The sequence below is a fragment of the Tepidimonas ignava genome, assembly GCF_004342625.1.
GTDB lineage: Bacteria > Pseudomonadota > Gammaproteobacteria > Burkholderiales > Burkholderiaceae_C > Tepidimonas > Tepidimonas ignava.
Window position 1 is genome coordinate 232,961 of record NZ_SMAH01000001.1, and the last position, 25,213, is coordinate 258,173.

The following is a 25,213-nucleotide window of genomic DNA, read 5'->3' on the forward strand; positions in this document are numbered from 1 at the left end:
ATCATCGCATCGTACACCGCCGTGTGCGCCGGCAGCCACCGCTGCGCGGCCGCGGATCCCTGGCATGCAACCGCCCACCGCCGATGTTCCATCGCAGCGTGTTTTGCTGCGCCTGTACGCCCGCTTTACGCTGGCGTTCGTGTTGTTCACGGTGCTGCTGGGTGCGCTGGAGCACCTGGGGGTGTCGCGCATGGCCATCGGCCTGACCTTTTTGCTGGCCACGCTGGGCGTGTACGCCACGATCGGCTTGGCGGCACGCACGGTCGACGCCACCGAATACTACGTGGCCGGGCGGCGTGTGCCGGCGCTGTTCAACGGCATGGCGCTGGCGGCCGATTGGCTGTCGGCGGCCTCGTTCATCGGGCTGGCGGGCACCCTGTACCTGCAGGGGTTTGGTGGGCTGGCGTTTGTGCTGGGGTGGTCGGGCGGCTTTGTGCTGGTGGCGGTGCTGCTGGCGCCGTACCTGCGCCGCTACGGCGGGTTGACGATTCCTGACTTTCTGGCCGAGCGCTACGGTGGCACCGTGCCTCGGCTGCTGGCGGTGGTGGCGGTGCTGTTGTGCTCGTTCGTCTACGTGGTGGCGCAGATCGTCGGCGTGGGGTTGATCACGTCGCGCCTGACTGGCCTGGCGTTCGAGGTGGGTGTCTTCCTGGGGTTGGGGGGCATCCTGGTGTGTTCGTTTTTGGGGGGCATGCGCGCCATCACGTGGACGCAGGTGGCGCAGTACATCGTGTTGATGCTGGCGTTTGCGGTGCCGGTGGCGTGGCTGTCGTACAAACAGACCGGCTCGCCGCTGGCGCTGCTGACCTACGGGGAACAGTTGCAGCGTGTGCTGCAGCGCGAGCAGGCGCTGCGTGACGACCCGGCCGAGCGCCATGTGCAGCGGGTGTGGGCCAACCAGGCGCACGTGCTGGCCGAACGCCTGCGCGACCCCGCCGCCGCGCTGCAACGCGAGCGCGACCAACTCGAGGGCCACCTGCAGGCGTTGCGCCAGCTGGGGGCCGATGCGCACGAGATCGCGGCCACCGAGCGCGCGCTGTTGCGCCTGCCGCGCGACGCCGCGGCCGCCGAGGCGTTGTGGCGCCAACAATGGGCGCACGCCCAGGCACGCGCGCAGCCGCTGGCGGGCGTGGCGCCGCAGGCGGAGCCGTTTGCGGGCGACCCCCACGGCGCCGCGCCCCAGCGCGAGGCGTTCGAGACCTCGCGCCGTAATTTTTTGGCGCTGGTGTTTTGCCTGATGGTGGGCACGGCGTCGCTGCCCCACCTGCTGGTGCGGTTTTACACGGTGCCCACGGTGGCCGCGGCGCGCTGGTCGGTGGTGTGGGGCGTGGGTTTTATCGCCTTGCTGTACGTGACAGCGCCGGCGCTGGCGGTGTTTGTCAAGCACGAGGTGCTGAGCCAGCTCGTGGGCATGCGGGTGGACCAGTTGCCAGCGTGGGTGACGGCGTGGAGCCGGGTCGATCCGGCGCTGCTGTCGGTGCGCGACGTCAACCGCGACGGCGTGCTGCAGTGGGGCGAGATCACGCTGGGCGCGGACATCATCGTGCTGGCGGCGTCCGAAATCGCGGGGCTGCCCTACGTGGTGGCGGCGCTGGTGGCGGCCGGGGGCTTGGCGGCGGCGCTGTCGACGGCGGACGGCTTGCTGCTGGCCATCACCAGCGCACTCAGCCACGACGTGTACTACAAGACGCTCGACCCCCAGGCCGCCACCGCGCGGCGCGTGACACTGTCCAAGGTGATGCTGCTGGTGGTGGCGCTGCTGGCCGCCTACCTGGCGGCGCAGCGGCCGGCCGACATCCTGCCGCTGGTGGCGGCGGCGTTTTCGTTGGCGGCGTCGGCGTTTTTCGTGCCGCTGGTGGCGGGGGTATTCTGGAGCCGCGCCAACGGCCCCGGCGCGGTGGCGGCGATGGTGGCCGGTGTCGGGGTTACGCTGGGCTACATGGTGGTCAACCAGCCGTGGTTGCGCGGTTGGCTGGGCGTGGGTGGCGAGCCGGGGCTGTGGTGGGGCATCGATCCCATCGCGGCCGGGGTGTTCGGCGTGCCGGCCAGCGCCGCCGCGCTGGTGGTGGTCAGCCTGCTCACGCCAGCCCCCCCGGCGGCGCGGCGCGCGTGGGTGAGGCGCTTGCGCGCGCCAGCCGCCGGCGGGCTATAATCGCTAGCTTCCTTGCCACACCCGAGCGACGCCGGGGTGGCAGTTTTTCCACAAGGAGAGTTCATGCGTCACTACGAAATCGTCATGCTGATCCACCCGGATCAGAGCGAGCAGGTGCCCGCCATGCTGGAGCGCTACAAGGGGATGATCACCGCCGGCGGCGGCATCATCCACCGTGTGGAAGACTGGGGCCGCCGTCAGCTGGCGTACCAGATCAACAAGCTGTCCAAGGCGCACTACCTGTGTCTGAACATCGAGGCCGGCAAAGAGGTCATGGCCGAGCTCGAGACGGCGTTCCGCTTCAACGACGCCGTGCTGCGCCACCTGGTGGTGCAGAAGAAAAAGGCTGAAACGGGTCCTTCGGCCATGATGAAGGCCGTCGAACGCGAGGAAGCGCGCAAGGCCCAGGCGCAACAGGAAGCCGCCGCTTGAGGGCGCCCAGCGCCGTCCATCCGTTGACCAACCGATTGCAGCTGGAGGCGCGGCTGGCCGAGAAATCGGCGCTGCGCTACACGCCAGCAGGTCTGGCCGCGCAGGACGTGGTGCTGGAGCACCAGTCGCTGCAAAGCGAGGCCGGGGGCGAGCGCCTCGTGACCCTGCGCCTGAAGGCCGTGGCCTTTGGGACGCTGGCCGAGCGGCTGGCCCGAACCGATCTGGGCAGCGGATTGCGGTGCGAAGGCTTTCTCGCCTCCCCGCGCCGTGGACACGGCGTCGTCTTACACATTCAGGCATTCGAACCGCAGTAGGAAACCATCATGGCTGCACCGCAACGCAACTCGGCCAACCGGCCCAAGCGCGCCAACAGCAACCCGCTGTTCAAGCGCAAGAAGTTCTGCCGCTTCACCGTCACCGGCGTCGAAGAGGTGGACTACAAAGACATCGACACGCTCAAGGATTTCATTGCCGAAAACGGCAAGATCATCCCGGCGCGCCTGACCGGCACGCGCGCCATTTTCCAGCGTCAGGTGGCCACCGCCATCAAACGCGCGCGCTTCCTGGCTTTGCTGCCGTACACCGACCAGCACCGCGTCTGAAGGAGCCCACCACCATGCAAGTGATTCTGCTCGACAAGGTCGTCAACCTGGGCAACCTCGGCGATATCGTCAGGGTCAAAGACGGCTACGCCCGCAACTACCTGATCCCCACGGGCCGCGCACGCCGCGCCACGCAAGCCGCCATCGACGAGTTCAACGCGCGCCGCGCCGAACTCGAAAAGGCCGCAGCGGCCAAGCTGGCCGAGGCCAAGGCCGTCGGTGAAAAGCTGGCCGGCTTCACCATCAAGGTGACGCAAAAAGCAGGCGTCGATGGGCGCTTGTTCGGCTCGGTGACCAACCACGACATCGCGGCCGAGCTCAACAAGGCCGGCTTCGCGGTGCACAAGTCGCAGGTGCGCATGCCCAACGGCGTGTTCAAAAACGTCGGTGACTACACCGTGCAGGTCGCCCTGCACACCGACGTGGTGGTGGACGTCAACGTCCAGGTGTTGGGCGAGACGGTCTGAAACCAGGGCCAGTCCGGGCTGCCACCGCAGCCCGGCACCCCGCCGCCAACGACGGGCTGTCCCCACCGGGCGGCCCGTCGTTGTTTTTCAACTCACCACAGCTTCCACCAGGGTCCGCTGTCGCGTTGCAGGCCACGGGTCAGCAGAGGGCTGGCCGGGAAGTTGGCCTCCAGCACGCGCCGCGCGTCGTTGGCCTGTTGTTCCAGCCCCAAGGCTTCGTACGACTTGTACAGCAGGTACAGGGCTTCTTCGGCGGCGGGCACGTTGGTGTAGTCGCGAATGGCCTGTTGCGCGCGGTTGATCGCCGCCACGTAGGCGCCGCGGCGGTAGTAGTAGCGTGCGATGTGGACTTCCGACTGGGCCAGCGCGTTGACGATGTACACCATGCGCTGGCGCGCGTCGGGGGCGTAGCGCGAGTCGGGGAAGCGCTCGACCAACTGCTTGAACGCCTCGAACGAATCCTTCGCGGCTTTTTGGTCGCGCTCGGACAAATCCTGCTGCGAGATAAAGCCAAACAAGCCCAGGTTGTCGTTGAAGTTGACCAAGCCTTTGAGGTACAGCGCGTAGTCCAGCGCCGGGCTGGCCGGGTGCAAGCGCATGAAGCGGTCCAGCGTCGCGATGGCCTGCGCGGGCTCGCCGTTTTTGTAGTGTGCGTAGGCTTTTTCGAGCTGGGCTTGTTGCGCCAGCGGGGTGCCGGCGGCACGCCCTTCGAGCTTTTCGAAGTACTGGATGGCCTTGTCGTAGTTGCCCGCGGCGCGCTCGTCCATCGCTTCGGCGTAGAGCTTGTTGGGACTCCAACCGGCGGTGACGTCTTTTTCGGGGCCGCTGGCGCAACCGGCCAGCAGGGCCAGGGCCACGGCCGCCGCCACGGTGGGGCGACGCAGCGGAGCAACGGATAATGCGAACGGTTTCATCGGGTGGCGCCCCAGAAGGCGCGCTGCCGCGCCTGCAATCGAGATGGAAAAAATTATAGAGGCCCCGTGCCCCCCTGAGGGGATGGACGACGACGAAGGCAGCGAGCTGCGCGAGCTGACCGTGGACGCTGCGGGCCACGGCCAGCGGCTGGACCGTTGGCTGGCGCAGCAGCTGACGGCGTTTTCGCGCACCTACCTGCAGCAGCTCATCGACGACGGCGCGGTGCAGGTGGCGGGGCGTGTGGTGCGCAAAAGCGCGCTGCGCTTGCGCGTCGGCGATCCGCTGCGCGTGCTGCTGCGGCCCAGCGAGCAGGCCCTGGCCTACACGCCGCAGACCATGGCGCTGCCCATCGTGTTCGAGGATGAGCATATCCTGGTGCTAGACAAGCCGGTGGGGATGGTGGTGCACCCCGGGGCCGGGCACTGGAGCGGCACGCTGCTCAACGGCCTGCTGGCGCACCATGCCGGGGCGGCGGCGCTGCCGCGCGCGGGCATCGTGCACCGGCTGGACAAAGACACCAGCGGCCTGATGGTGGTGGCCAAAAGCGCGTCGGCCTATGACGCGCTGGTGGCGGCCATCGCGGCGCGACGCGTGCGCCGCATCTACGTGGCGCTGGCGCACGGCCGTTGGTCAGGCGGGGCCGAGGTGGCGGTCGAGCAGCCGATCGGGCGCGACCCACGCCAGCGGCTGCGCATGGCCGTGCACCCGCACGGCAGCCCGACGTCCAAGCCCGCCCGCACCGACGTGCGCGTGGTGGACGGCAACGCGGCCGCCACGCTGGTGGCGTGCCGCCTGCACACCGGCCGCACGCACCAAATTCGCGTGCACCTGGCGTGGTTGGGCCACCCTTTGGTGGGCGACGTGCTGTACGGCGGCCGCGCGGCGTGGGGGCTGGCGCGGCAGGCGCTGCACGCGGCGCGCCTGGGGCTGCGGCACCCGGTGCTGGGCCGCTGGATGGTGTGGGACAGCGCGTTGCCGGCCGATGTGCAGCAGGCCATCGAGGCCGCGGGTCTGCACTACAATCGCGCGCTTTTGTGGCCCGGCGACGAACCGGACGGGGCGGTGGAGTAGGGTATGGAGCGCAACGAGGCCCAACACATACTGGAAGCGGCCCTGTTGTGCGCCGGTCGGCCGCTGCCGTTGGCGGAGTTGATGGCGCTGTTCGACGGCACGCTGACACGCACCGAGGTGCTGGCTGCGTTGCACGACCTTGGCCAGGCGTGGCAGGGGCGTGGTTTGGCGTTGGTGGAGGTGGCCGATGGCTGGCGGTTCCAGAGCCGGCCCCATGTCCACCCGTTTTTGCAGCGCTTGCATCCGGAAAAACCTCCCCGTTACAGCCGTGCCGTGTTGGAAACGCTGGCGGTCATCGCCTACCGGCAGCCGGTGACGCGTGGCGACATCGAGGCCATCCGCGGCGTGACGATCGGCACCCCGATCCTGCGCCAGTTGGAAGAGCGCGGCTGGATCGAGGTCGTCGGGCACCGCGACACCGTCGGACGCCCCGCGCTGTACGCCACCACGCGGCAGTTTTTGGATGACTTGGGCCTGCCGTCGCTGGCGGCCTTGCCGGCGCTGCACGACGCCGCCGACCCCGGCCCGGAACTGCCGGGCCTGGCCCCCGAACCCCCGGAACCACCCAACACACCATGAACAACCCACCCACCCCGCGCCCCCCGAGCCGCCCGCGCCGCGCCCGTACGGTCGCGGCGGACGCGTCGCCGAGCAGCGTCAAGCTGCACAAAGTGCTGGCCCAGTTGGGGCTGGGCTCGCGTGCCGACATGGAGCAGGCCATCGCGGCTGGCCGCGTCACCGTCAACGGACAGCCGGCCCACACGGGCCAGCGCGTGGCCGCGGGCGATGTGATTCGCCTCGACGGTCAGTTGGTGCGCTGGCGCGCCGAGCCGACGCGCTTGCCCCGCGTGCTGCTGTACCACAAGCCCACCGGTGAGGTGGTGACGCTGGACGACCCGCAAAACCGCCCCACCGTGTTTGCGCGCCTGCCGCGGCTGCGCAGCGGCAAGTGGATGGCGGTGGGGCGGCTTGACATCAACACCGAAGGGCTGCTGCTGTTCACCGATTCGGGCGAATTGGCCAACCGCTTGATGCACCCGCGCTATGGCCTGGAGCGCGAGTACGCGGTGCGCATTTTGGGAGCGCTCAGCGTGCAGGAGCGCCAGCGCCTGCTCGACGGCGTGACGCTGGACGACGGCCCGGCGCGCGTGCTGGCGCTGGACGACGCCGGCGGCAGCGGCGCCAACCGCTGGTATCGGGTGGTGCTGGCCGAGGGGCGCAACCGCGAGGTGCGGCGCTTGTTCGAAGCGGTGGGCCACGTGGTCAGCCGCCTGATCCGGGTGCGCTACGGCCAGGTGACGCTGCCACGCGGGCTGCGCCGCGGCGCTTGGATGGAGTTGCCGGCGCCGCAAGTGCAGGCCTTGCTGCAACAGGCCGGCATGGCGCTGCCGCAGCGCCCGCAGCCGCCGCGGCGCCGCAGCGGCCCGCCGCGCGGGCCGGGGCCGCGACCCAGTCGCCCCAAGCCGGCGCGCAACAGCTAAAATCACAGGTTTTCTTTATCATTGCACGCAAACACCATGGCCATCGAACGTACCCTTTCCATCATCAAGCCCGACGCCGTTGCCAAGAACGTCATCGGTCAGATCTACAGCCGCTTCGAAGCCGCCGGTCTCAAGATCGTGGCGGCCAAAATGGTGCACCTGTCGCGCCGCGAAGCTGAGGCGTTTTACGCGGTGCACAAAGAGCGCCCGTTTTTCAAGGATCTGGTCGACTTCATGGTGTCCGGCCCGGTGATGGTGCAGGTGCTCGAAGGTGAAAACGCCATCGCCAAAAACCGCGAGCTGATGGGCGCCACCGACCCCAAGAAGGCCGCCCCCGGCACCATCCGCGCCGACTTCGCCGACAGCATCGACGCCAACGCGGTGCACGGCTCCGACGCGCCCGAGACGGCCGCCGTCGAAGTGGCGTTTTTCTTCCCCGGCATGAACATTTACTCGCGCTGACCATGCCATGACGGCCAATTTGCTCGATTTCGACCTCGAGGGGTTGGCCGCCTGGTGCGAGCGGCTGGGCCACAAGCGCTTTCGCGCGGTGCAGCTGTTTCGCTGGATCCACCAAAAAGGGGTGGCCGACTTCGACGCCATGAGCGACCTGGCGCGCGACCTGCGCCAGCGTCTGCCGGCGTTGGCGCAGGTGCGCGCGCTGCCGGTGTTGGCCGAGCACGTGTCGAGCGACGGCACCATCAAGTGGCTGTTCGACGTTGGCGACGGCAACGCGGTCGAAACGGTCTACATCCCCGAAGACGACCGCGGCACGCTGTGCGTGTCGAGCCAGGCCGGTTGCGCGGTGGCCTGCCGCTTTTGCGCCACCGGCCATCAGGGTTTCAGCCGCAACCTGACCACCGGCGAGATCATCGCCCAGCTGTGGTACGCCGAGCACACGCTGCGGCGCCGCTTCGGCACGCACGAGCGCGTCATTTCCAACGTGGTCATGATGGGCATGGGTGAGCCGCTGCAAAACTACGCGGCGCTGGTGCCGGCGTTGCGGGTGATGCTGGACGACCACGGCTACGGCCTGTCGCGCCGGCGTGTCACCGTGTCCACCTCGGGCGTGGTGCCGATGATCGATCGGCTGGCGCAGGATTGCCCTGTGGCGCTGGCCGTGTCGCTGCACGCGCCCAACGACGCGCTGCGCAACGAGCTGGTGCCGCTGAACCGCAAATACCCGCTGGCCGAGCTGCTCGACGCCTGCCTGCGCTACCTGCCGGCCGCCCCGCGCGACTTCATCACGTTGGAGTACTGCATGCTCGATGGCGTCAACGACACGTTGGCGCACGCCGAGCAACTGGTCACCCTGCTGCGCACCCACCGCGGCCAGGGGGTGCCGTGCAAGGTCAACCTGATTCCATTCAACCCGTTTGCAGCGTCGGGCCTGCGGCGCTCGCGCCCCGAAGTGGTCAAGGCGTTTGCCGACCACCTCAACGGCGCCGGTATCGTCACCACCGTGCGCAAAACCCGCGGTGACGACATCGACGCCGCCTGCGGCCAACTGGCGGGCGACGTGCTGGATCGCACGCGGGTGCGTGAGCGCTTGGCGCGCCGCGGCACGCTGCGGCTGGCCGTCGAGCGCACGCAGCCCGCTGCCCAGGAGGCCGCGGCATGAGCCGTGCGCTGCGCGGGTGGCCAGCGGCGGTGCTGGCGCTGCTGCTGGCCGCCACCCTGGTGGGGTGCGCCGGTGGGACACGTCCGCCCGGGGCGGGGCAGGACTGGGTGACCGAATCCGACGAGCCACCGCAGCGCAAGCGCGCCCGCACCCGTGTGGAGCTGGCGGCGGGCTACTTCGAGCAAGGCCAATACACGGTGGCGCTGGATGAGGTCAAGCAGGCCATCCAGATCGACCCGGCGTACGCCGCCGCGTTCAACCTGCGTGGCCTCATTTACACCGCACTGCGCGACAGCCGGCTGGCCGAAGACAGCTTCCAGCAGGCCCTGCGGCTGGATGCGCGTGACGGTGACACATGGCACAACTACGGCTGGATGCTGTGCCAGGAGGGGCGCTACCCGGCGTCGTTCGACGCGCTGCGCCGCGCGCTGGACACGCCCGGCTACCGCGGCGTGGCGCGCACCTGGCTGGCGCTGGGCGTGTGCCAGGCCCGCGCGGGCGAGCCGGGGCAAGCCGAACGGTCGCTGGTGCGCGCGTTCGAGCTCGACCCCGGCAACCCCATCACGATGTACAACCTGGCGTTGCTGCTGCACCAGCGGGGTGATGACGAGCGTGCGCGGTTTTATGCACGGCGCCTGAACAACTCCGAGCTGGCCAACGCCGAGTCGCTGTGGCTCGGCGTCAAGATCGAACGTCGCCTGGGCAACCGCGAAGCGGCGCAGCAACTGGGCGAGCAGCTGCGCCGTCGCTTCCCGGCCTCGCGCGAAGCCGGGTCCTACGAGCGGGGGGCGTTCGATGAATGACACGGCGCCGATCCACCCGGCCTTGGACGCAGGCCACCAACTGCGCCTGGCGCGCGAGCGCGCCGGTTTGCCGATCGAAACCCTGGCGGCCGTGCTGAAGGTGCCGGTGCAGCGCCTGCAGGCGCTGGAAGCGGGCGCCTACGACGCGCTGCCCGACGCCACGTTTACCCGCGCCCTGGCGCTGAGCGTGTGCCGGGCGCTCAAGCTCGACCCCGCGCCGATTCTGGCCGCCCTGCCCAGCACCGCAGCACCGCGCCTGGTGCCGGTCAGCGGCGACCTGGCCGCGCCGATGCCGCGCGAGGAGCAGCCGCTCGCGTTCGCCGACCCAGGCAACCACGCTCGACGCCTGCCATGGCTGCTGGCGCTGCTGCTGTTGGTGGCGGCCGTGCTGGCGTGGTGGTGGTTGCCGCAGCGTTCGCCAGAGGGGCTAGGGTTGACCGCGTCCCCGTCGGCGGACCAGCCTGCGCCGCCTGCCGCGCCGCAGGTGGCCTCTGCGCCCCCACCGGCGGCCGAGGCGTCCCCGACGGCGCCACCAGCGTCGCCAGCGCCTCAACCCACGCCACCCGCCGGGCCGGCGGTCGAGCCAACCACGCCGGCGCCGAACGTGGCACCCCCCAGTGCGGCGTCGTCGGCCACCACCGCGGCGGCCCCCGCGGCCGACGCGCTGCTGACCGTGCGCGTTGCGGCCACCAGTTGGGTGCAGGTCGTGGGGGCATCCGGGCGCGTGCTGCTGCAGCGCAACGTACAGCCGGGCGAGGTGGTCAGCCTGCCGGCCGACGACGCGCCGCTGGCCGTCACCGTGGGCCGGGCGGACGCGACCCAGGTGAGCGTGCGGGGCCAGCCGTTCGACCTGATGCCCGTGACGCGCAACAACGTGGCCCGTTTCGAGGTTCGCTGATCGCCACACCATGACCGCCACCGCCACACCCCCGTGCCTGCCGACCGAGGCTGAGCGCCCGATCCCGCTGGGCGGTCCCGCGCCGCGCCGCTCGCGCCAAGGGGTGGTGGCGTGGGGCGGCAACCGCGTCACCGTGGGGGGCGACGCGCCGGTGCGCGTGCAGTCGATGACCAACACCGACACCGCCGACGCCATCGCCACCGCGATCCAGGTCAAGGAGCTGGCGCAAGCGGGGTCGGAGTTGGTGCGCATCACGGTCAACAACGACGAGGCCGCCCGGGCGGTGCCGCACATCCGCGAGCAGCTCGACCGCATGGGGGTGGACGTGCCCCTGATCGGCGACTTTCATTTCAACGGGCACCGCCTGCTGGCCGACCACCCGGCGATGGCCGAGGCGCTGTCCAAGTACCGCATCAACCCCGGCAACGTCGGCCGCGGCGACAAAAAAGACAAGCAGTTTGCGCAGATGGTCGAAGCCGCGTTGCGCCATGGGCGGCCGGTGCGCATCGGCGTCAACTGGGGCAGCCTGGATCAGGAGCTGCTGGCCGAGTTGATGGACCGCAACGCCCGCCGGGCGCAACCGTGGGACGCGCGCCAGGTGATGTACGAGGCGCTGATCACGTCGGCGCTGGCCTCGGCGCAGCGGGCGATGGCGCTGGGCATGGCGCCGCAGGACATCGTGCTGTCGTGCAAGGTGTCCAACGCGCAGGACCTGATCGCCGTGTACCAAGAACTGGCGCGCCGCTGCGACCACCCCCTGCACCTGGGTCTGACCGAAGCCGGCATGGGCACCAAGGGCACGGTGGCGTCGGCGGCGGCGCTGGCCGTGCTGCTGCAGCAGGGCATCGGCGACACCATCCGCGTCAGCCTCACCCCCCAGCCGGGCGAGCCGCGCACGCAGGAGGTCGTCGTGGCGCTGGAGATTTTGCAGGCGCTGGGGCTGCGTGCTTTCGTGCCCAGCGTGACCGCCTGCCCCGGGTGCGGGCGCACCACCAGCACCGTGTTTCAGCAGCTGGCCAAACAGATCGACGACCACCTGCGCGCCGCCATGCCCGAGTGGCGTCGCCGCTACCCCGGCGTGGAAAACCTCAAGGTGGCCGTCATGGGCTGCATCGTCAACGGGCCAGGCGAAAGCAAACACGCCGACATCGGCATCAGCCTGCCCGGCACCGGCGAGGCCCCGGCCGCTCCGGTGTACCTGGACGGCCACAAGGTGGCCACGCTGCGCGGCGAGCGCATCGCCGAGGAGTTCCGTGACATCGTCGAAGCGTACGTGGCACGCCGCTGGGGCGTGCACGGCCATTGACCCGGTGGGCGCCGCGCGGCCCTCGTCCCGCAAGGCGGGGTGTGGCCCGCGCCGCCCCCATTGAACCATCCATCATGAGCGAACGCATCACCGCCGTCAAAGGCATGAACGACATCGCGCCGCCCGACTCGGCGCACTGGGAGTGGCTGGAAGCGCGCGTGCGCGCGCTGCTGGCCCGCTACGGCTACCGCAACCTGCGCACCCCCATCGTGGAGCCGCTGGCGCTGTTTGTGCGCGGGCTGGGCGAAGTGACCGACATCGTCGAAAAGGAGATGTACGCCTTCGAAGACCGCCTCAACGGCGAACAGTTGGCGCTGCGCCCCGAGGGCACCGCCGGCGTGGTGCGGGCGGTGGTCGAACACAACCTGCTGTACGACGGGCCCAAGCGCCTGTATTACATGGGGCCGATGTTCCGCCACGAGCGGCCGCAGCGCGGGCGCTACCGGCAGTTTCACCAAATTGGCATCGAGGCGCTCGGGCTGGCCGGTCCGGAAGCCGACGCGGAGGTGATCGCGCTGGCCGCCGATCTGTGGGCCGAGCTGGGTGTGCAGGACGTGACGCTGGAGCTCAACACGCTGGGCCAGCCGGCCGAGCGCGCGGCGCACCGGCAGGCGCTGATCGCGTATTTCGAGCAGCACCGCGACCAACTCGACGCCGACGCGCAACGGCGGCTGTACACCAACCCGCTGCGCATCCTCGACACCAAGAACCCGGCCATGCAGCCGTTGGTGGAGGCCGCCCCCAAGCTGCTGGACCACCTGGGCGCGGCGTCGCGCGCGCACTTCGAGCAAGTGTGCCGGCTGCTGGACGCGCTGGGCATTGGCTACCGCATCAACCCGCGCCTGGTGCGCGGCCTGGACTACTACCACCACACGGTGTTCGAGTTCGTCACGACGTCGCTCGGGGCCCAAGGCACCGTCTGCGCCGGCGGCCGCTACGACGGCCTGGTGGCCGAGCTGGGTGGCAAACCCGCGCCGGGCGTGGGCTGGGCCATGGGGGTCGAGCGGCTGCTGGAGCTGCTCAAAGCCCAGCAGCGCTTGCCCGCGGTGCCGGTGCCGGACGCCTACGCGATCGTGCCCGACGCGGCGGCGTGGCCGCAGGTGTTGCCCACGCTGCGCGCGCTGCGCGCCGCCGGGGTCGAGGTGGTCATGCACGCCAGCACCGCCGACGGGCTGGCCAGCATGAAAGCCCAATTCAAAAAGGCCGACGCCAGCGGCGCGCGCTACGCGCTCATCTTTGGCGCCGACGAGCTGGACCAAGGCATGGTGGCGATCAAGCCGCTGCGTGAAGGTGTGGGGCCGATCACCGAGCAGCAGCGCCGACCGCTGGACCAGGCCCTGAGCTGGGCGGCCGAGCTGCGCGCCGCGCGCTAAAGCCGCGCCCCCCTACAATGCGCACGATTGCACGGCAACGGACACACGATGGCGGCCTACGACCTCGAAGAACAGGAACAACTCGCCCAGCTCAAGGCCTTTTGGGCGCGCTGGGGCAACCTCATCACCTGGGCGGTGACGCTGGCCCTGCTGGTCTACGCCGGCTGGCAAGGCTGGAACTACTGGCAGCAGCGCCAGGCCGTGCAGGCCACGGCGCTGCTGGACGAGCTGGAGCAAGCCGCCCAAGGCGGTGACGTCGAGCGCGTGCGCCGGGTCTGGGCTGACCTGCAGGCGCAGGCGGCGCGGACCGAACAGGCCCGGTTGGGCGCGCTGTTGGCCGCGCGCGTGTTGGCGCAAGGCGGGCAGGCCGACGACGCGCGTGCGGCGCTGGCGTTCGTGGTGCAACGGCGCGACGACGACGAGCTGGCCGCCGTGGCGCGGCTGCGCCAGGCCGGGCTGGCGTTGGATGCCGGCCAGCTCGACGAGGCTGAACGGCTGCTGCAACAGCCGCTGCCCGAGGCTTGGGCCCCGTGGCGGGCCGACCGGCTGGGCGACGTGCGGCAGCGTCAGGGGCAGCTCGACGCGGCGCGCGAAGCGTACTTGCAAGCGTGGCGCGCGCTGCCGGCCGAGGTCGGGTACCGCGCCATCGTCGAAGCCAAGTTGAACGCGCTCGGGGTCGACCCCGGTGCGCAGGAGCAGCGATGATGAGCCACAAACAAACGCAGGGGCAGGGGGTGGGGCGCATGCTGCGCTCGACGCTGATGGTGATGGCGATGGGCCTGGCGGCATGCTCGTCCGGCCCCAAAAAACCCCAGCCCGCGCCGCTGGAGCCGGTGGTGCCGCTGGTGGCGGCGCAGCAGGTGTGGTCGCAAAACATCGGCGCCATCGACCCGCTGCTGGTGCCGGTGGTGCGCGACGGGCTGCTGGCGCTGGCCAACGCCGCCGGCGAAGTCAGCGTGCTGCAGGCCGAAACGGGGCAGTTGCGCTGGCGCGCGGCGGCGGGCGCCCCGATGGGCGCAGGCGTGGGCTTCGACGGCCAGCGCGTGGCGCTGGTGACGCGCGACAGCGACCTGGTGGTGCTGACCCCGGCCGGTGTGGCGTGGCGCCAGCGCATCGCCGCCCGTGTGTACACGCCGCCGCTGGTGGCCGGCGAACGCGTGTTCGTGCTGGCGGGTGACCGCAGCGTCAGCGCCTTCGACGCACGCACCGGCGCAGCGCTTTGGCGCTGGACCAGCCGTGGCACCGAGCCGCTGGTGTTGCAGCAGGCCGGCGTGCTCACCGCGGTGCGCAACACGCTGGTGGCCGGCATCGGCGGCCGCCTGGTTGGCCTGGACCCCGACGCCGGGCGGGTGCTGTGGGACACGGTGGTGGCGCGCACGCGTGGCGCCACCGAAATCGAGCGGCTGGTCGACCCCGTGGGCCGCGTTGGCCGCGACGGCGACGTGCTGTGCGTGCGCGCGTTCCAGGCGGCGGTGGGGTGCGTGGACGCGGTCAGCGGGCGCACGCTGTGGAGCCAGCCGGCCGATGGCGCCGTCGGCGTGCAGGCCGACGCCGAGCGCGTGTACGGCACCGAAGCCAACGGCCGCGTGCGGGCGTGGCGCCGCAGCGATGGCGCCGAGGCGTGGTCCAACGAGCGGTTGCTGCACCGCGGGTTGAGCGCGCCGCTGGCGATCGGGCGCTCGCTGGCCATCGGTGACGCGCAAGGCTACGTGCACCTGTTGGCGCGCGCGGACGGCTCGTTGGTCAACCGCTTTGCCACCGATGGCACGCCCGTTGTCGAAGGCCCGCTGGCGGCGGGCAACACCCTGATCGCCGTCACCCGTGCGGGTGGCGTGTACGCGTGGCGACCGCAATGAGTGGCCACACCCCCGTGGTGGCGTTGGTGGGGCGCCCCAACGTCGGCAAGTCCACGTTGTTCAACCGCCTCACGCGCAGCCGTGACGCGCTGGTGGCGGACCTGCCCGGCCTGACGCGCGACCGGCACTACGGTCAGGCGCGTTGGGGGCGGCGCGACTTCATCGTGGTCGACACCGGGGGCTTCGAGCCTACGGCCGAGCAGGGTATCGTGCGCGAGATGGCCAAGCAGACCCGCCAGGCCGTGGCCGAGGCCGATGTGGTGCTGTTCGTCGTCGATGCCCGCGCCGGCCTGACCGCGCAGGACCACGACATCGCCGCCTACCTGCGCCGGCTGGGCAAGCCGGTGGTGCTGGTGGCCAACAAGGCCGAAGGCATGCGCGAAAGCGCGCAGTGGGCGGAGTTTTTCGAGCTTGGGCTGGGCGAGGTGGTGCCGGTGTCGGCGGCGCACGGCCAGGGTTTGCGCTCGCTGGTCGACACCGCGCTGCAGCGCCTGGGCTTGGACGAGGCCGAGCCGTCACCCGCCGACGCCACCGAGGCGGCCGAGGCTGGCGACGGCGTCATCCGGCTGGCCGTGGCCGGGCGGCCCAACGTCGGCAAGAGCACCCTGATCAACGCCTGGTTGGGCGAGGAGCGCTTGGTCGCGTTCGACTTGCCCGGCACCACGCGCGACGCCATCCGAGTGCCGTTCGAGCGCGAGGGGCGACGCTTCGAGCTCATCGACACCGCGGGCCTGCGGCGCAAGGGCAAGGTGTTTCAGGCGGTGGAAAAATTTTCCGTCGTCAAGACCTTGCAGGCCATCGAAGGCGCGCATGTCGTGTTGCTGCTGCTGGACGCCACCGAGGGCGTGACCGAGCAAGACGCGCACATCGCGGGCTTCATTCTTGACAGCGGCCGCTCCGTGGTGCTGGCGGTCAACAAATGGGACGCGGTGGACGAGTACCAGCGCCAACTGGTGCAGCGCTCGATCGAGGCGCGGCTGGGCTTTCTGAAGCACGCGCCGCTGCACTTCATCTCGGCGCGCCAGCGGGTGGGCATCCAGGCGCTGTTCACATCCATCGTGCGCGCCTACGAGTCGGCGATGGTCAAAATGCCCACCCCGCTGCTGACCCGGCTGCTGCACGAGGCGGTGGCGTTCCAGGCCCCCAAACGCGCCGGCAACGTGCGCCCCAAGCTGCGCTACGCCCACCAAGGCGGCCACAACCCGCCGGTGATCGTTATCCACGGCAACGCGCTGCAGCACGTCGGGGACGCCTACCGGCGCTACCTGGAAGCGCGCTTTCGCAAGGCGTTCGACCTGGTGGGCACACCGCTGCGCATCGAGCTGCGCACGCAAGACAACCCCTACGCCTGACCATACGCCCACGCGGGCGCGGCGGTCTGGTTTGTGGTAACTTCAGCATCCCGGTTTTTCAACCCTAGCAACACGGAACATATCGTGAGCAACAACAAGGCCCAACTCCTTCAGGACCCGTTCCTCAACCAACTGCGCCGCGAGCACGTGCCGGTGTCGATTTACCTGGTCAACGGCATCAAACTGCAAGGCCAGATCGAATCGTTCGACCAGTACGTGGTGCTGCTGCGCAACACCGTCACCCAGATGGTGTACAAGCACGCCATTTCGACCATCGTGCCGGGCCGCCCCGTGCAGTTCTCGGCCAACCAAGGCGCTGAGGACCAAGCCTGAGCACCCCGCTGGAAACGACGGCTGCCCCGGCTGGCCCGGCCGTGCCGGGGGTCATCCTGGTGGGGGTGGACCTCGGGCAGCCGCACTTCGACCCCACGCTGGCCGAGCTGGCCGAGCTGGCGCGCACGGCGGGCTTTGCCGTGCTGGACCGCGTGGTGTGCCGTCGCCGTGCGCCGGACGCCGCGCTCTTTGTCGGCAAGGGCAAGGCCGATGAAATCCAGGCGCTGGCCGCCGCCCACGGCGCGCGCGAGGTGCTGTTTGACCAAGCGCTCAGCCCCGCCCAGCAGCGCAACCTGGAGCGCCATCTCAAGCTGCCGGTCAACGACCGCGTGTTGCTGATCCTCAACATCTTCGCCCAGCGTGCCCGCAGCCACGAGGGCAAGCTGCAGGTCGAGCTGGCCCGGCTGCAGTACCTGCAAACCCGTTTGGTGCGGCGCTGGACCCACCTGGAGCGCCAAAGCGGTGGCATCGGCCTGCGCGGTGGCCCCGGCGAGACGCAAATCGAACTCGACCGCCGCATGATCGCCGAGGCGATCCAGCGCACCCGCAAGCGCCTGGAGCTGGTCAAGCGCCAACGCAACACCCAGCGCCGTCAGCGCCAACGCCGCGGTACCTTCGACGTGTCGTTGGTCGGCTACACCAACGCCGGCAAATCCACGCTGTTCAACGCGCTGGTCAAGGCGCGCGCCTACGCCGCCGATCAGCTCTTTGCCACGCTGGACACCACCACGCGCCAGCTCTACCTTGGCCCCGAGGCCGGTCACGTGTCGTTGTCGGACACGGTGGGCTTCATTCGCGACCTGCCGCACACGCTGGTGGAGGCGTTTTCCGCCACCCTGCAAGAAGCGCGCGAGGCCGACTTGCTGCTGCACGTGGTCGACGCCGCCAACCCCCAGCACCCCGAGCAGATCGACGACGTGCTGCGGGTGCTGCACGACATTGGCGCGCACGACATCCCGCAGGTGCTGGTGTTCAACAAGCTCGACGCCTTGCCGCCCGAGCGGCGTCCGCATCGGCTGCGCGACGAGGTGGAACTTGATGGCCGGCGCGTGCCTCGGGTGTTTGTCAGCGCCGTTACCGGCGAAGGTCTGGAGACGTTGCGGCAGGTCTTGGCCGACAGCGCGCGCCAGCATCACCACCCCGACGCCGAGGACGCGCACGATCCGGCACAATTGCAGCACAGCCACAGGGACGATCGCCCATGAACGACCACACCCCGCTGGGGTTGATGCCCGACACCGAACCCATGCGCCCCCCCGCCGCCCGCGCCACGGGCTGGCGTCGTTGGCTGGGCCGCGCGTTCAACCTGAACGATCCGCGCTGGGGGCGCGGTGGCTCCGACGATGACGGCCGGACCCGCCGCCCGCGCGACAGCGACGGCCAGCCGCCCGACCTCGACGAGCTGTGGCGTGACTTCAACCGCAAGCTGGGCGGCCTGTTCGGCGGTCGCGGGGGCGGCGGCGATGGAGGGCGTTCTGGCTGGCCCGGCGCCGAGCCGCCGCGGCGGCCCGACGCCAAGGGCGCCGGCATCGGCGTGGGGCTGATCGCCGGGGTGGCGGTCTTGATCTGGCTGGGCACCGGGTTTTTCGTCGTGCAAGAAGGTCAGCAAGCCGTCATCACCCAGTTTGGTCGCTACCACAGCACGGTGGGGGCGGGCTTCAACTGGCGGCTGCCGTACCCGATCCAGCGCCACGAGACGGTGTTTGTCACGCAAATCCGCTCGGTCGACATCGGCCGTGACGCCATCGTGCGCGCCACGGGTCTGCGCGAGTCGGCCATGCTGACCGAGGACGAAAACATCGTCGAAATCAAGTTTGCGGTGCAGTACCGCCTCAGCGACGCACGCGCGTACCTGTTCAACAGCCGCGACCCCGACGCCGCGGTGGTCAAGGCCGCCGAAACCGCCGTGCGTGAGGTGGTGGGCAAGATGAAGATGGACGCGGCGCTGGCGGAAGAGCGCGAGCAGATCGCGCCGCGTGTGCGCACGCTGATGCAAACCATCTTGGACCGCTACAACGTCGGCATCGAAATCGTCGGCATCAACCTGCAAGCGGGCGGGGTGCGCCCGCCCGAGCAGGTGCAAGCCGCGTTTGACGATGTGCTCAAAGCCGGGCAGGAGCGCGAGCGTGCCAAGAACGAGGCCGAAGCCTACGCCAACGACGTCGTGCCGCGCGCGCGCGGGGCGGCCGCGCGGCTGCTGCAGGAGGCCGAAGGCTACAAAGCGCGCATCGTGGCGCAGGCGCAGGGGGATGCGCAGCGCTTCGCCCTCGTGCAGGCTGAGTACGCCAAGGCCCCGCAGGTGATGCGCGAGCGGCTGTACCTGGAGGCCATGCAGCAGATCTACGCCAACGTGACCAAGGTGTTGATCGACACGCGCCAGCAATCCAACCTGCTGTACCTGCCGTTGGACAAAATCATGCAGCAGGTCAGCGCCGAAGCCGCCGCCGTCCCGGCGCCGGCGGCCAGCAGCGCCGCCGCGCCGAACGCGACCACGACGCGCGACCCGCGCACCCGTGACGACGCCCGCAGCCGTGACCGTGAAGGTCGTTGACGACGAGGATCACCATGGCCAACCGCATCGGATTCTTCGTATCGACCCTGTTGGTGGCGCTGGCGGTGCTCAGCTCCACGATGTTCGTTGTCGACCAGCGCCAGTACGGCGTGGTGTTTCAGTTCGGTCAGATCCGCAACGTCGTCACCGAACCGGGGCTCAACTTCAAGCTGCCGCCGCCGTTCCAAAACGTGTCGTACATCGACAAGCGGCTGCTGACGCTGGAGAGCACCGACACCGAGCCGACGCTGACGGCCGAGAAGCAGCGCGTCGTCATTGACTGGTACGTGCGCTGGCGCATCTCGGACCCCTCGGCCTACATCCGCAACGTGGGGCTGGATGAGCGCGCTGGCGCCGCCCAGCTCAACCGCGTGGTGCGCAACGCCTTCCAGCAAGAGGTCAACAAACGCACCCTGCGCGAGCTGTTGTCGGCCAAGCGCGAGGAACTGATGGCCGCGGTGCAGCGCGAGGTGCTGGCCGCCGTGCGCGGCGCCGAAAAACCCTGGGGCATGGACGTGGTGGACGTGCGCATCTCGCGCATCGACTACGCCGAGTCGATCACCCGCTCGGTGTACGACCGCATGGAAGCCGAGCGCAAGCGCGTGGCCAACGAGCTTCGCTCCACCGGCTTTGCCGAGGGCGAAAAAATCCGCGCCGAAGCCGACCGCGAGCGCGAGGTGATTCTGGCCGAAGCCTACCGCCAAGCGCAAAAAATCAAGGGTGAGGGCGACGCGGAAGCGGCGCGCATCTACAACCAGGCGTTTGGCCGTGACCCGGCGTTTGCGCAGTTTTACCGCAGCCTGGAGGCCTACAAGGCCAGCTTCGCCAGCAAAGGGGACGTGCTGGTGATCGATCCGTCGTCGGAGTTTTTCCGTGCCTTCAAGGGCGCGGGCGGGGTGGGCAGCCCCAGCCGCTGAAAAGACACCGGGGGCCGCGGGGTACAATCACGGTCTTGTCCCGCTGCCCACCCACCACACCCCATGTCCGCCTGGCTGCTGCCGGATCACATCGCCGACGTCCTGCCCTCCGAGGCGCGTCACCTCGAAGACTTACGGCGCAACCTGCTGGAGGCGGCGCGCCGCTACGGTTACGAGCTGGTCATCCCGCCGCTGCTGGAGCATCTGGAGTCGCTGCTGACCGGCACCGGCGAGGCGCTGGAGCTGCAAACGTTCAAGCTCGTAGACCAGCTCTCCGGGCGCACGCTGGGGCTGCGCGCCGACACCACCCCGCAGGTGGCGCGCATCGACGCGCACCTGCTCAACCGCCAAGGTGTGGCGCGGCTGTGCTACTGCGGCCCGGTGCTGCACACCCGCGCGGGCGGGGCGCACGGCACGCGTGAGCCGCTGCAGTTTGGCGCCGAGATCTACGGCCACGCAGGCCGCGAGGCCGATCTGGAGGTGCTGGAGCTGGCGCTGGACGCGTTGCGCGCCGCCGGGCTGCGGGGCTTGCAGGTGGACTTGGGCGACGTGCGCGTCGTCGACGCGGTGCTGCACGGCTGCGCGTTGACGCCGGCGCAGGTGAGCGCCGTGCACGCCGCGCTGGCGGCCAAGGATACAGCGACGTTGGCCACGTTGGCCGCGCCGCTGCCGGCCGACGTGCGCTCGGCGCTGCTGGCCTTGCCCACGCTGTGGGGCGGGGCGGAGGTGCTGCCCACGGCGGCGCAACGCTTGCGGGGCGGGCCGGCGTTGCGTGCGGCGCTGGACGATCTGGACTGGCTGCGGGCCAGGCTGCATGAACTCGACCGCGACGTTCGCGTGACCTTTGACCTGGCCGACCTGCGCGGCTACGCCTACTACACGGGCGTGCGCTTTGCCATCTACGGGGGCGATGGACAGCCGCAGGAAATTGCCCGCGGCGGGCGCTACGACGCGGTCGGCGCGGTGTTCGGTCGGCAGCGCCCCGCGGCGGGTTTCAGCTTGGACCTCAAGCAGTTGGTGCGGTTGGTGCCGGCGCCGCCGTTGCGGGCGGCCATCCGGGCGCCGTGGCGGCACGACGACGCGGGGTTGCGTGCCACCGTGGCCGCGCTGCGCGCCCAGGGCGAAACGGTGGTGTGCGTGTTGCCCGGGCACGAACACGAAGTGGACGAATTCGCCTGCGACCGCGAGCTGGTGCAGCACGCGGGCGCCTGGATCGTGCAGCCCTTGGCTGCCTGATGCCCCGACGACGATCAACCTTACTTGCAGCCAACAAGGCACGCACAATCGATGATGGATCCTGCATTTCAGCCCCAGCCGGGGCGCAACGTGGTGGTGGTCGGCACCCAATGGGGTGACGAGGGCAAGGGCAAGCTGGTCGACTGGCTGACCGAGACCGCGCACGGCGTGGTGCGCTTTCAGGGCGGTCACAACGCCGGCCACACGTTGGTCATCGGCGGCGCCAAGACGGCGCTGCATCTGATCCCCAGCGGCATCATGCGCCCGGGCGTGCGCTGCTACATCGGCAACGGCGTGGTGCTGTCGGTGGGCAAACTGCTGGAGGAAATCGAGGGCCTGGAGCGCGCCGGGGTCGAGGTGCGCTCACGCCTGCGCGTCAGCGAGGCTTGCCCGCTGATCCTGCCGTTTCACGCGGCGGTGGACGTGGCGCGCGAAGCCGCCAAGGAGCGCGCCGGGGCGGCCAAAATCGGCACCACCGGCCGCGGCATCGGGCCGGCTTACGAAGACAAGGTGGCGCGTCGGGCGCTGCGCGTGCAGGACCTTAAACACCCCGAGCGCTTCGCCGCCAAGCTGCGCGAGTTGCTGGAGCTGCACAACCATCTGCTGGTGACCTACCTGGGGTCGGAAACGCTGGACTGGGGGCCGGCCTTGGCGCCGTACATCGAGCGCGGGCGCGTGCGCTTCGACGTCGTGTACGACGAGGCCATGCGCCACGCCGAGCAACTGCTGCCGATGGTGGCCGACGTGTCGCGCGAGCTCAACGAGGCGCACCGGCAGGGCGCCAACCTGCTGTTCGAGGGCGCGCAGGGCACGCTGCTGGACATCGACCACGGCACCTACCCCTTCGTGACGTCCAGCAACTGCGTGGCCGGCAACGCCGCCGCCGGCTCCGGCGTCGGACCGGGGCTGCTGCACTACGTGCTGGGCATCACCAAGGCGTACTGCACGCGCGTGGGCGGCGGGCCGTTCCCCACCGAGCTCGATTGGCAAACCGAAGGCACGCCGGGCTGGCACATGGCCACCGTCGGCGCCGAAAAGGGCACCACCACCGGCCGCGCGCGCCGCTGCGGTTGGTTCGACGCCGCGCTGCTGAAGCGCTCCGCGCAGGTCAACGGCCTGTCGGGCCTGTGCATCACCAAGCTTGACGTGCTGGACGGCTTGCCCGAGCTGCAATTGTGCGTGGGCTACCGCCTGGATGGGCAGGTCATCGACCTGCTGCCGCTGGGCGCCGACGACATCGCCCGCTGCGAGCCGATCTACGAGACGTTGCCCGGTTGGAGCGAACCCACCGCGGGCATCACCCGCTACCAGGATCTGCCGCTCAACGCCCGGCGCTACCTGGAGCGCATCGAGGCCGCCACAGGCGTGCCGATCCACGTGATCTCCACCAGCCCCGATCGTGACCACACGATCCTGCTGCGTCACCCCTTTGCCGCCTGACGGCCCCGTTGCGAAAGGTCCGCCCCATGCTCACCGAAGACGGCAAGCACCTGTACGTCTCGTACGACGAGTACCACAACCTGATCGAAAAACTGGCCATCCAAATCCACCAGTCCGGCTGGGCGTTCGACACCATCCTGTGTTTGGCGCGCGGTGGCATGCGGCCCGGCGACATCCTGAGCCGCATCTTCGACAAGCCCCTGGCCATCATGTCCACGAGTTCGTACCGCGCCGAAGGGGGCACGGTGCGTGGCCAGCTCGACATCGCGCGCTACATCACCACGCCCAAGGGTGAAATCGCCGGGCGCGTGCTGCTGGTGGACGATCTGGCTGACTCCGGCCACACGCTCAAGGCGGTGGTGGAATTGCTGCGCACCCACTACCCTCCGATCACCGAGCTGCGCACCGCGGTGCTGTGGACCAAGGCGGTGTCGATCTTCACGCCCGACTACTCGGTGGAGTTTTTGCCCACCAACCCTTGGATCCACCAGCCGTTCGAGTGCTACGACAACCTGCGGCCTGAGCAGTTGATGGCCAAATGGAAGGTCTGAGCACCCGGCTGATCCACCACCCGTACCGCGCGCCGGACGGCTTCGACGCGGCACCGGTGGCGGTGCACAAGGCCTCGACGGTGTTTTTCCCCGACGTCGCGGCCATGCGCACGCGGCGTTGGCAAGACAAATCCGGCTACACCTACGGGTTGCACGGCACACCCACCACGTTCACGTTGGAAGAGCGCCTGGCCACGCTGGAAGGCGCGCGCCACTGCGTGCTGGCGCCCAGCGGGCTGGCGGCCATCGCCCTGGTGGACCAGGCGCTGCTGCGCAGCGGTGACGAGGTGCTGATCCCCGACAACGCCTATGGCCCCAACAAGGCGCTGGCCGAGCACGAGCTGGCCGCCTGGGGCATCGCGCATCGCGTGTACGACCCCATGAACCCGGCGGACCTGGCCGGTGCGATCACCCCGCGCACGCGCTTGGTGTGGCTGGAGGCCGCCGGCTCCGTCACGCTGGAGTTCCCCGACGTGCCCGCGCTGGTGGACGTCGTGCGCCGGGCCAACGTTGGCCGCGCGCGGCCCATCGTCACCGCGCTGGACGATACCTGGGGTGCAGGCGTGGCGTACCGCCCGTTCGAGCTGGGGGCGGACATCGCCGTGCAGGCGCTCACCAAGTACGCCAGCGGCGGGGCCGACGTGCTGATGGGCGCCGTGTGCACACGGGACGACGCCTTGCACCACGCGGTGCTGATGACCCACATGCGACTGGGCCTGGGCGTGGGCGCCAACGACGCCGAGCTGGTGCTGCGTGGGCTGCCCACGCTGGCGCTGCGCTACCACGCGCAAGACCGCAGCGCCCGCGCGCTGGCCGCTTGGCTGGCCGAGCAGCCGGGCGTGGCCCAGGTGCTGCACCCGGCGCTGCCCGGCTCGCCGGGCCATGCCCACTGGCAACGCGACGCCCGCGCCGCCGCGGCGCTGCTGACGGTGGTGTTCGAGCGCGCGGTGGCACCGCCGCAGGTGGACGCCTTTTGCGATGCGCTGCGGCTGTTTCGCTTGGGCTACAGTTGGGCCGGACCGGTGAGCCTGTGTGTGCCGTACGACGTGCCCGCGATACGCGCGCGCCCGTGGCCCCACGCGCCGCGCGTCGTGCGGCTGGCGGTCGGCCTGGAGGACGTGGACGACCTACGCGCCGACCTGCAGCAAGCGTTGCGGGTGCTGCGTTGAGCGCAAGGCGCTGCCGAACGCCACCGGCCTAACGGCCCGCTCCGTCTTGCCAGCCGGCCTTGGCCAGCAGCGTCGCCAGCTCCGCCGCCGAGCGTACCCCCAGCTTGGCAAAGACGCGCGAGCGGTGCACCTCCACCGTGCGCATCGCGATGTCGAGCTCATCGGCGATGACCTTGTTGAGCTTGCCGGCGGCCACGCGCACCATGACCTCGCGTTCGCGCGGACTGAGCGATGCCAGCCGCGTGCGCAGCGCGCGCACGCTGTCGTGTTGCTGCATGGCCTGCACGCAACAGGCCAGCGCTTGGTGCACGCGCTCGATCAGGACGGCGTCGTGAAACGGTTTTTCCACGAAGTCGAACGCGCCGCGTTTGATGGCATCCACCGCCATCGCAATATCGCCGTGGCCGCTGAGAAAAACCACCGGCAGCGGCCACGCCAGGCGCTGCAGCGCCTCAAACACCTGCAGCCCGGACATGGGCTCCATGCGCACATCCAGCACGATGCAGGCGGGCAGCGCCGGGGGGTGCTGCAACGCTTGCAGCAGCGCCGGCCCACTGGCGAACGCGTGGGTGTCCAGGCCGTGGGCGGTGAACAAAAACGTCAGCGCCTCGCGCAAGGCCGCTTCATCGTCCACCAAGTACACGGTGCCGGGGTGCGGTGGGGTGGGGACGGTGTCAGGCATGATGG

The 25,213-nt window shown here is 69.9% G+C and carries 27 protein-coding genes; 25 read left to right on the plus strand and 2 right to left on the minus strand.

Translation table 11 applies throughout. The features are described 5' to 3' along the window. Positions 1-64 precede the first annotated feature (64 nt). From EDC36_RS01125 to rplI, 5 genes are all read left to right on the plus strand, one after another. Positions 65-2,152 carry a sodium:solute symporter family protein gene (locus tag EDC36_RS01125; RefSeq protein ID WP_132961407.1) on the plus strand — a complete coding sequence of 696 codons (2,088 nt, stop codon included), beginning with the start codon at positions 65-67 and terminating at the stop codon, positions 2,150-2,152. A gap of 63 nt (positions 2,153-2,215) precedes the next feature. Beyond that, positions 2,216-2,584: a 30S ribosomal protein S6 gene (gene rpsF, locus EDC36_RS01130; protein ID WP_132961408.1), complete on the plus strand. Its 369-nt coding sequence runs from the start codon at positions 2,216-2,218 to the stop codon at positions 2,582-2,584. A 23-nt stretch (positions 2,585-2,607) separates the two neighbouring features. Further along, positions 2,608-2,898, plus strand: a complete 291-nt coding sequence (priB, locus tag EDC36_RS01135; protein WP_132961477.1) for a primosomal replication protein N — start codon at positions 2,608-2,610, stop codon at positions 2,896-2,898. Positions 2,899-2,907: 9 nt separating this feature from the next. Then, complete coding sequence (gene rpsR, locus EDC36_RS01140; RefSeq protein ID WP_132961409.1) at positions 2,908-3,186, plus strand: 30S ribosomal protein S18; 279 nt, start codon at positions 2,908-2,910, stop codon at positions 3,184-3,186. 14 nt (positions 3,187-3,200) lie between these two features. Further along, on the plus strand, positions 3,201-3,653 hold the full coding sequence (gene rplI, locus EDC36_RS01145) for a 50S ribosomal protein L9 (protein ID WP_132961410.1): 453 nt from the start codon (positions 3,201-3,203) through the stop codon (positions 3,651-3,653). A 92-nt stretch (positions 3,654-3,745) separates the two neighbouring features. Here rplI and EDC36_RS01150 read toward each other — a convergent pair whose 3' ends face one another. After that, on the minus strand, positions 3,746-4,567 hold the full coding sequence (locus EDC36_RS01150; RefSeq protein ID WP_132961411.1) for an outer membrane protein assembly factor BamD: 822 nt from the start codon (positions 4,565-4,567) through the stop codon (positions 3,746-3,748). A gap of 82 nt (positions 4,568-4,649) precedes the next feature. On the opposite strand from EDC36_RS01150, the gene EDC36_RS01155 reads away from it, so the two are divergent. The 20 genes from EDC36_RS01155 (at position 4,650) to EDC36_RS01250 (ending at position 24,526) form a co-directional block, all read left to right on the plus strand. After that, positions 4,650-5,639 carry an RluA family pseudouridine synthase gene (locus EDC36_RS01155; protein ID WP_243646410.1) on the plus strand — a complete coding sequence of 330 codons (990 nt, stop codon included), beginning with the start codon at positions 4,650-4,652 and terminating at the stop codon, positions 5,637-5,639. 3 nt (positions 5,640-5,642) lie between these two features. Next, positions 5,643-6,218: an SMC-Scp complex subunit ScpB gene (gene scpB, locus EDC36_RS01160; protein WP_132961413.1), complete on the plus strand. Its 576-nt coding sequence runs from the start codon at positions 5,643-5,645 to the stop codon at positions 6,216-6,218. Further along, positions 6,215-7,120, plus strand: a complete 906-nt coding sequence (gene rluB, locus EDC36_RS01165) for a 23S rRNA pseudouridine(2605) synthase RluB (RefSeq protein WP_132961414.1) — start codon at positions 6,215-6,217, stop codon at positions 7,118-7,120. Before scpB ends, rluB begins: the two co-directional genes overlap by 4 nt. A 36-nt stretch (positions 7,121-7,156) precedes the next feature. Continuing rightward, complete coding sequence (gene ndk, locus EDC36_RS01170; protein WP_132961415.1) at positions 7,157-7,582, plus strand: nucleoside-diphosphate kinase; 426 nt, start codon at positions 7,157-7,159, stop codon at positions 7,580-7,582. Positions 7,583-7,589: 7 nt separating this feature from the next. Continuing rightward, a complete protein-coding gene (rlmN, locus tag EDC36_RS01175; protein ID WP_132961416.1) occupies positions 7,590-8,741 on the plus strand; it encodes a dual-specificity RNA methyltransferase RlmN in 1,152 nt (383 codons plus the stop codon). Next, on the plus strand, positions 8,738-9,544 hold the full coding sequence (gene pilW, locus EDC36_RS01180) for a type IV pilus biogenesis/stability protein PilW (RefSeq protein ID WP_132961417.1): 807 nt from the start codon (positions 8,738-8,740) through the stop codon (positions 9,542-9,544). Before rlmN ends, pilW begins: the two co-directional genes overlap by 4 nt. Then, a complete protein-coding gene (locus EDC36_RS01185) occupies positions 9,537-10,442 on the plus strand; it encodes a helix-turn-helix domain-containing protein (protein WP_132961418.1) in 906 nt (301 codons plus the stop codon). The genes pilW and EDC36_RS01185 overlap by 8 nt, the downstream gene beginning before the upstream one ends. Before the next feature lie 10 nt (positions 10,443-10,452). Next, the gene (ispG, locus tag EDC36_RS01190; RefSeq protein WP_132961419.1) at positions 10,453-11,748 is read left to right on the plus strand and encodes a flavodoxin-dependent (E)-4-hydroxy-3-methylbut-2-enyl-diphosphate synthase; all 1,296 of its coding nucleotides are present in this window, start codon (positions 10,453-10,455) and stop codon (positions 11,746-11,748) included. Positions 11,749-11,822: 74 nt separating this feature from the next. Continuing rightward, positions 11,823-13,121, plus strand: coding sequence for a histidine--tRNA ligase (gene hisS, locus EDC36_RS01195; protein ID WP_132961420.1), 1,299 nt, complete (start codon positions 11,823-11,825; stop codon positions 13,119-13,121). 48 nt (positions 13,122-13,169) lie between these two features. After that, the gene (locus tag EDC36_RS01200) at positions 13,170-13,826 is read left to right on the plus strand and encodes a YfgM family protein (RefSeq protein WP_132961421.1); all 657 of its coding nucleotides are present in this window, start codon (positions 13,170-13,172) and stop codon (positions 13,824-13,826) included. Continuing rightward, positions 13,826-14,977 (plus strand): outer membrane protein assembly factor BamB, encoded by a 1,152-nt coding sequence (gene bamB, locus EDC36_RS01205; protein WP_243646411.1) that lies wholly within the window; start codon positions 13,826-13,828, stop codon positions 14,975-14,977. The genes EDC36_RS01200 and bamB overlap by 1 nt, the downstream gene beginning before the upstream one ends. Beyond that, positions 14,974-16,329 carry a ribosome biogenesis GTPase Der gene (der, locus tag EDC36_RS01210; RefSeq protein ID WP_132961422.1) on the plus strand — a complete coding sequence of 452 codons (1,356 nt, stop codon included), beginning with the start codon at positions 14,974-14,976 and terminating at the stop codon, positions 16,327-16,329. The genes bamB and der overlap by 4 nt, the downstream gene beginning before the upstream one ends. An 84-nt stretch (positions 16,330-16,413) precedes the next feature. Next, entirely contained in the window at positions 16,414-16,662 is a 249-nt protein-coding gene (gene hfq, locus EDC36_RS01215) for an RNA chaperone Hfq (protein ID WP_132961423.1), read from the plus strand. Positions 16,663-16,703: 41 nt separating this feature from the next. Next, entirely contained in the window at positions 16,704-17,867 is a 1,164-nt protein-coding gene (hflX, locus tag EDC36_RS01220) for a GTPase HflX (RefSeq protein ID WP_243646412.1), read from the plus strand. A 41-nt stretch (positions 17,868-17,908) separates the two neighbouring features. After that, the gene (hflK, locus tag EDC36_RS01225; protein WP_132961479.1) at positions 17,909-19,213 is read left to right on the plus strand and encodes an FtsH protease activity modulator HflK; all 1,305 of its coding nucleotides are present in this window, start codon (positions 17,909-17,911) and stop codon (positions 19,211-19,213) included. A gap of 14 nt (positions 19,214-19,227) precedes the next feature. Then, positions 19,228-20,130, plus strand: coding sequence for a protease modulator HflC (gene hflC, locus EDC36_RS01230; RefSeq protein ID WP_132961425.1), 903 nt, complete (start codon positions 19,228-19,230; stop codon positions 20,128-20,130). A gap of 63 nt (positions 20,131-20,193) precedes the next feature. After that, entirely contained in the window at positions 20,194-21,366 is a 1,173-nt protein-coding gene (locus tag EDC36_RS01235) for an ATP phosphoribosyltransferase regulatory subunit (protein WP_132961426.1), read from the plus strand. Between the two features lie 54 nt (positions 21,367-21,420). Beyond that, positions 21,421-22,806: an adenylosuccinate synthase gene (locus EDC36_RS01240; RefSeq protein ID WP_132961480.1), complete on the plus strand. Its 1,386-nt coding sequence runs from the start codon at positions 21,421-21,423 to the stop codon at positions 22,804-22,806. 26 nt (positions 22,807-22,832) lie between these two features. After that, positions 22,833-23,357, plus strand: coding sequence for a phosphoribosyltransferase (locus EDC36_RS01245; protein ID WP_132961427.1), 525 nt, complete (start codon positions 22,833-22,835; stop codon positions 23,355-23,357). Beyond that, a complete protein-coding gene (locus EDC36_RS01250) occupies positions 23,345-24,526 on the plus strand; it encodes a cystathionine beta-lyase (RefSeq protein ID WP_132961428.1) in 1,182 nt (393 codons plus the stop codon). The genes EDC36_RS01245 and EDC36_RS01250 overlap by 13 nt, the downstream gene beginning before the upstream one ends. Before the next feature lie 28 nt (positions 24,527-24,554). On the opposite strand, the gene EDC36_RS01255 is transcribed toward EDC36_RS01250, so the two are convergent. Continuing rightward, positions 24,555-25,208 (minus strand): response regulator transcription factor, encoded by a 654-nt coding sequence (locus EDC36_RS01255; RefSeq protein ID WP_132961429.1) that lies wholly within the window; start codon positions 25,206-25,208, stop codon positions 24,555-24,557. Positions 25,209-25,213: the final 5 nt, after the last annotated feature.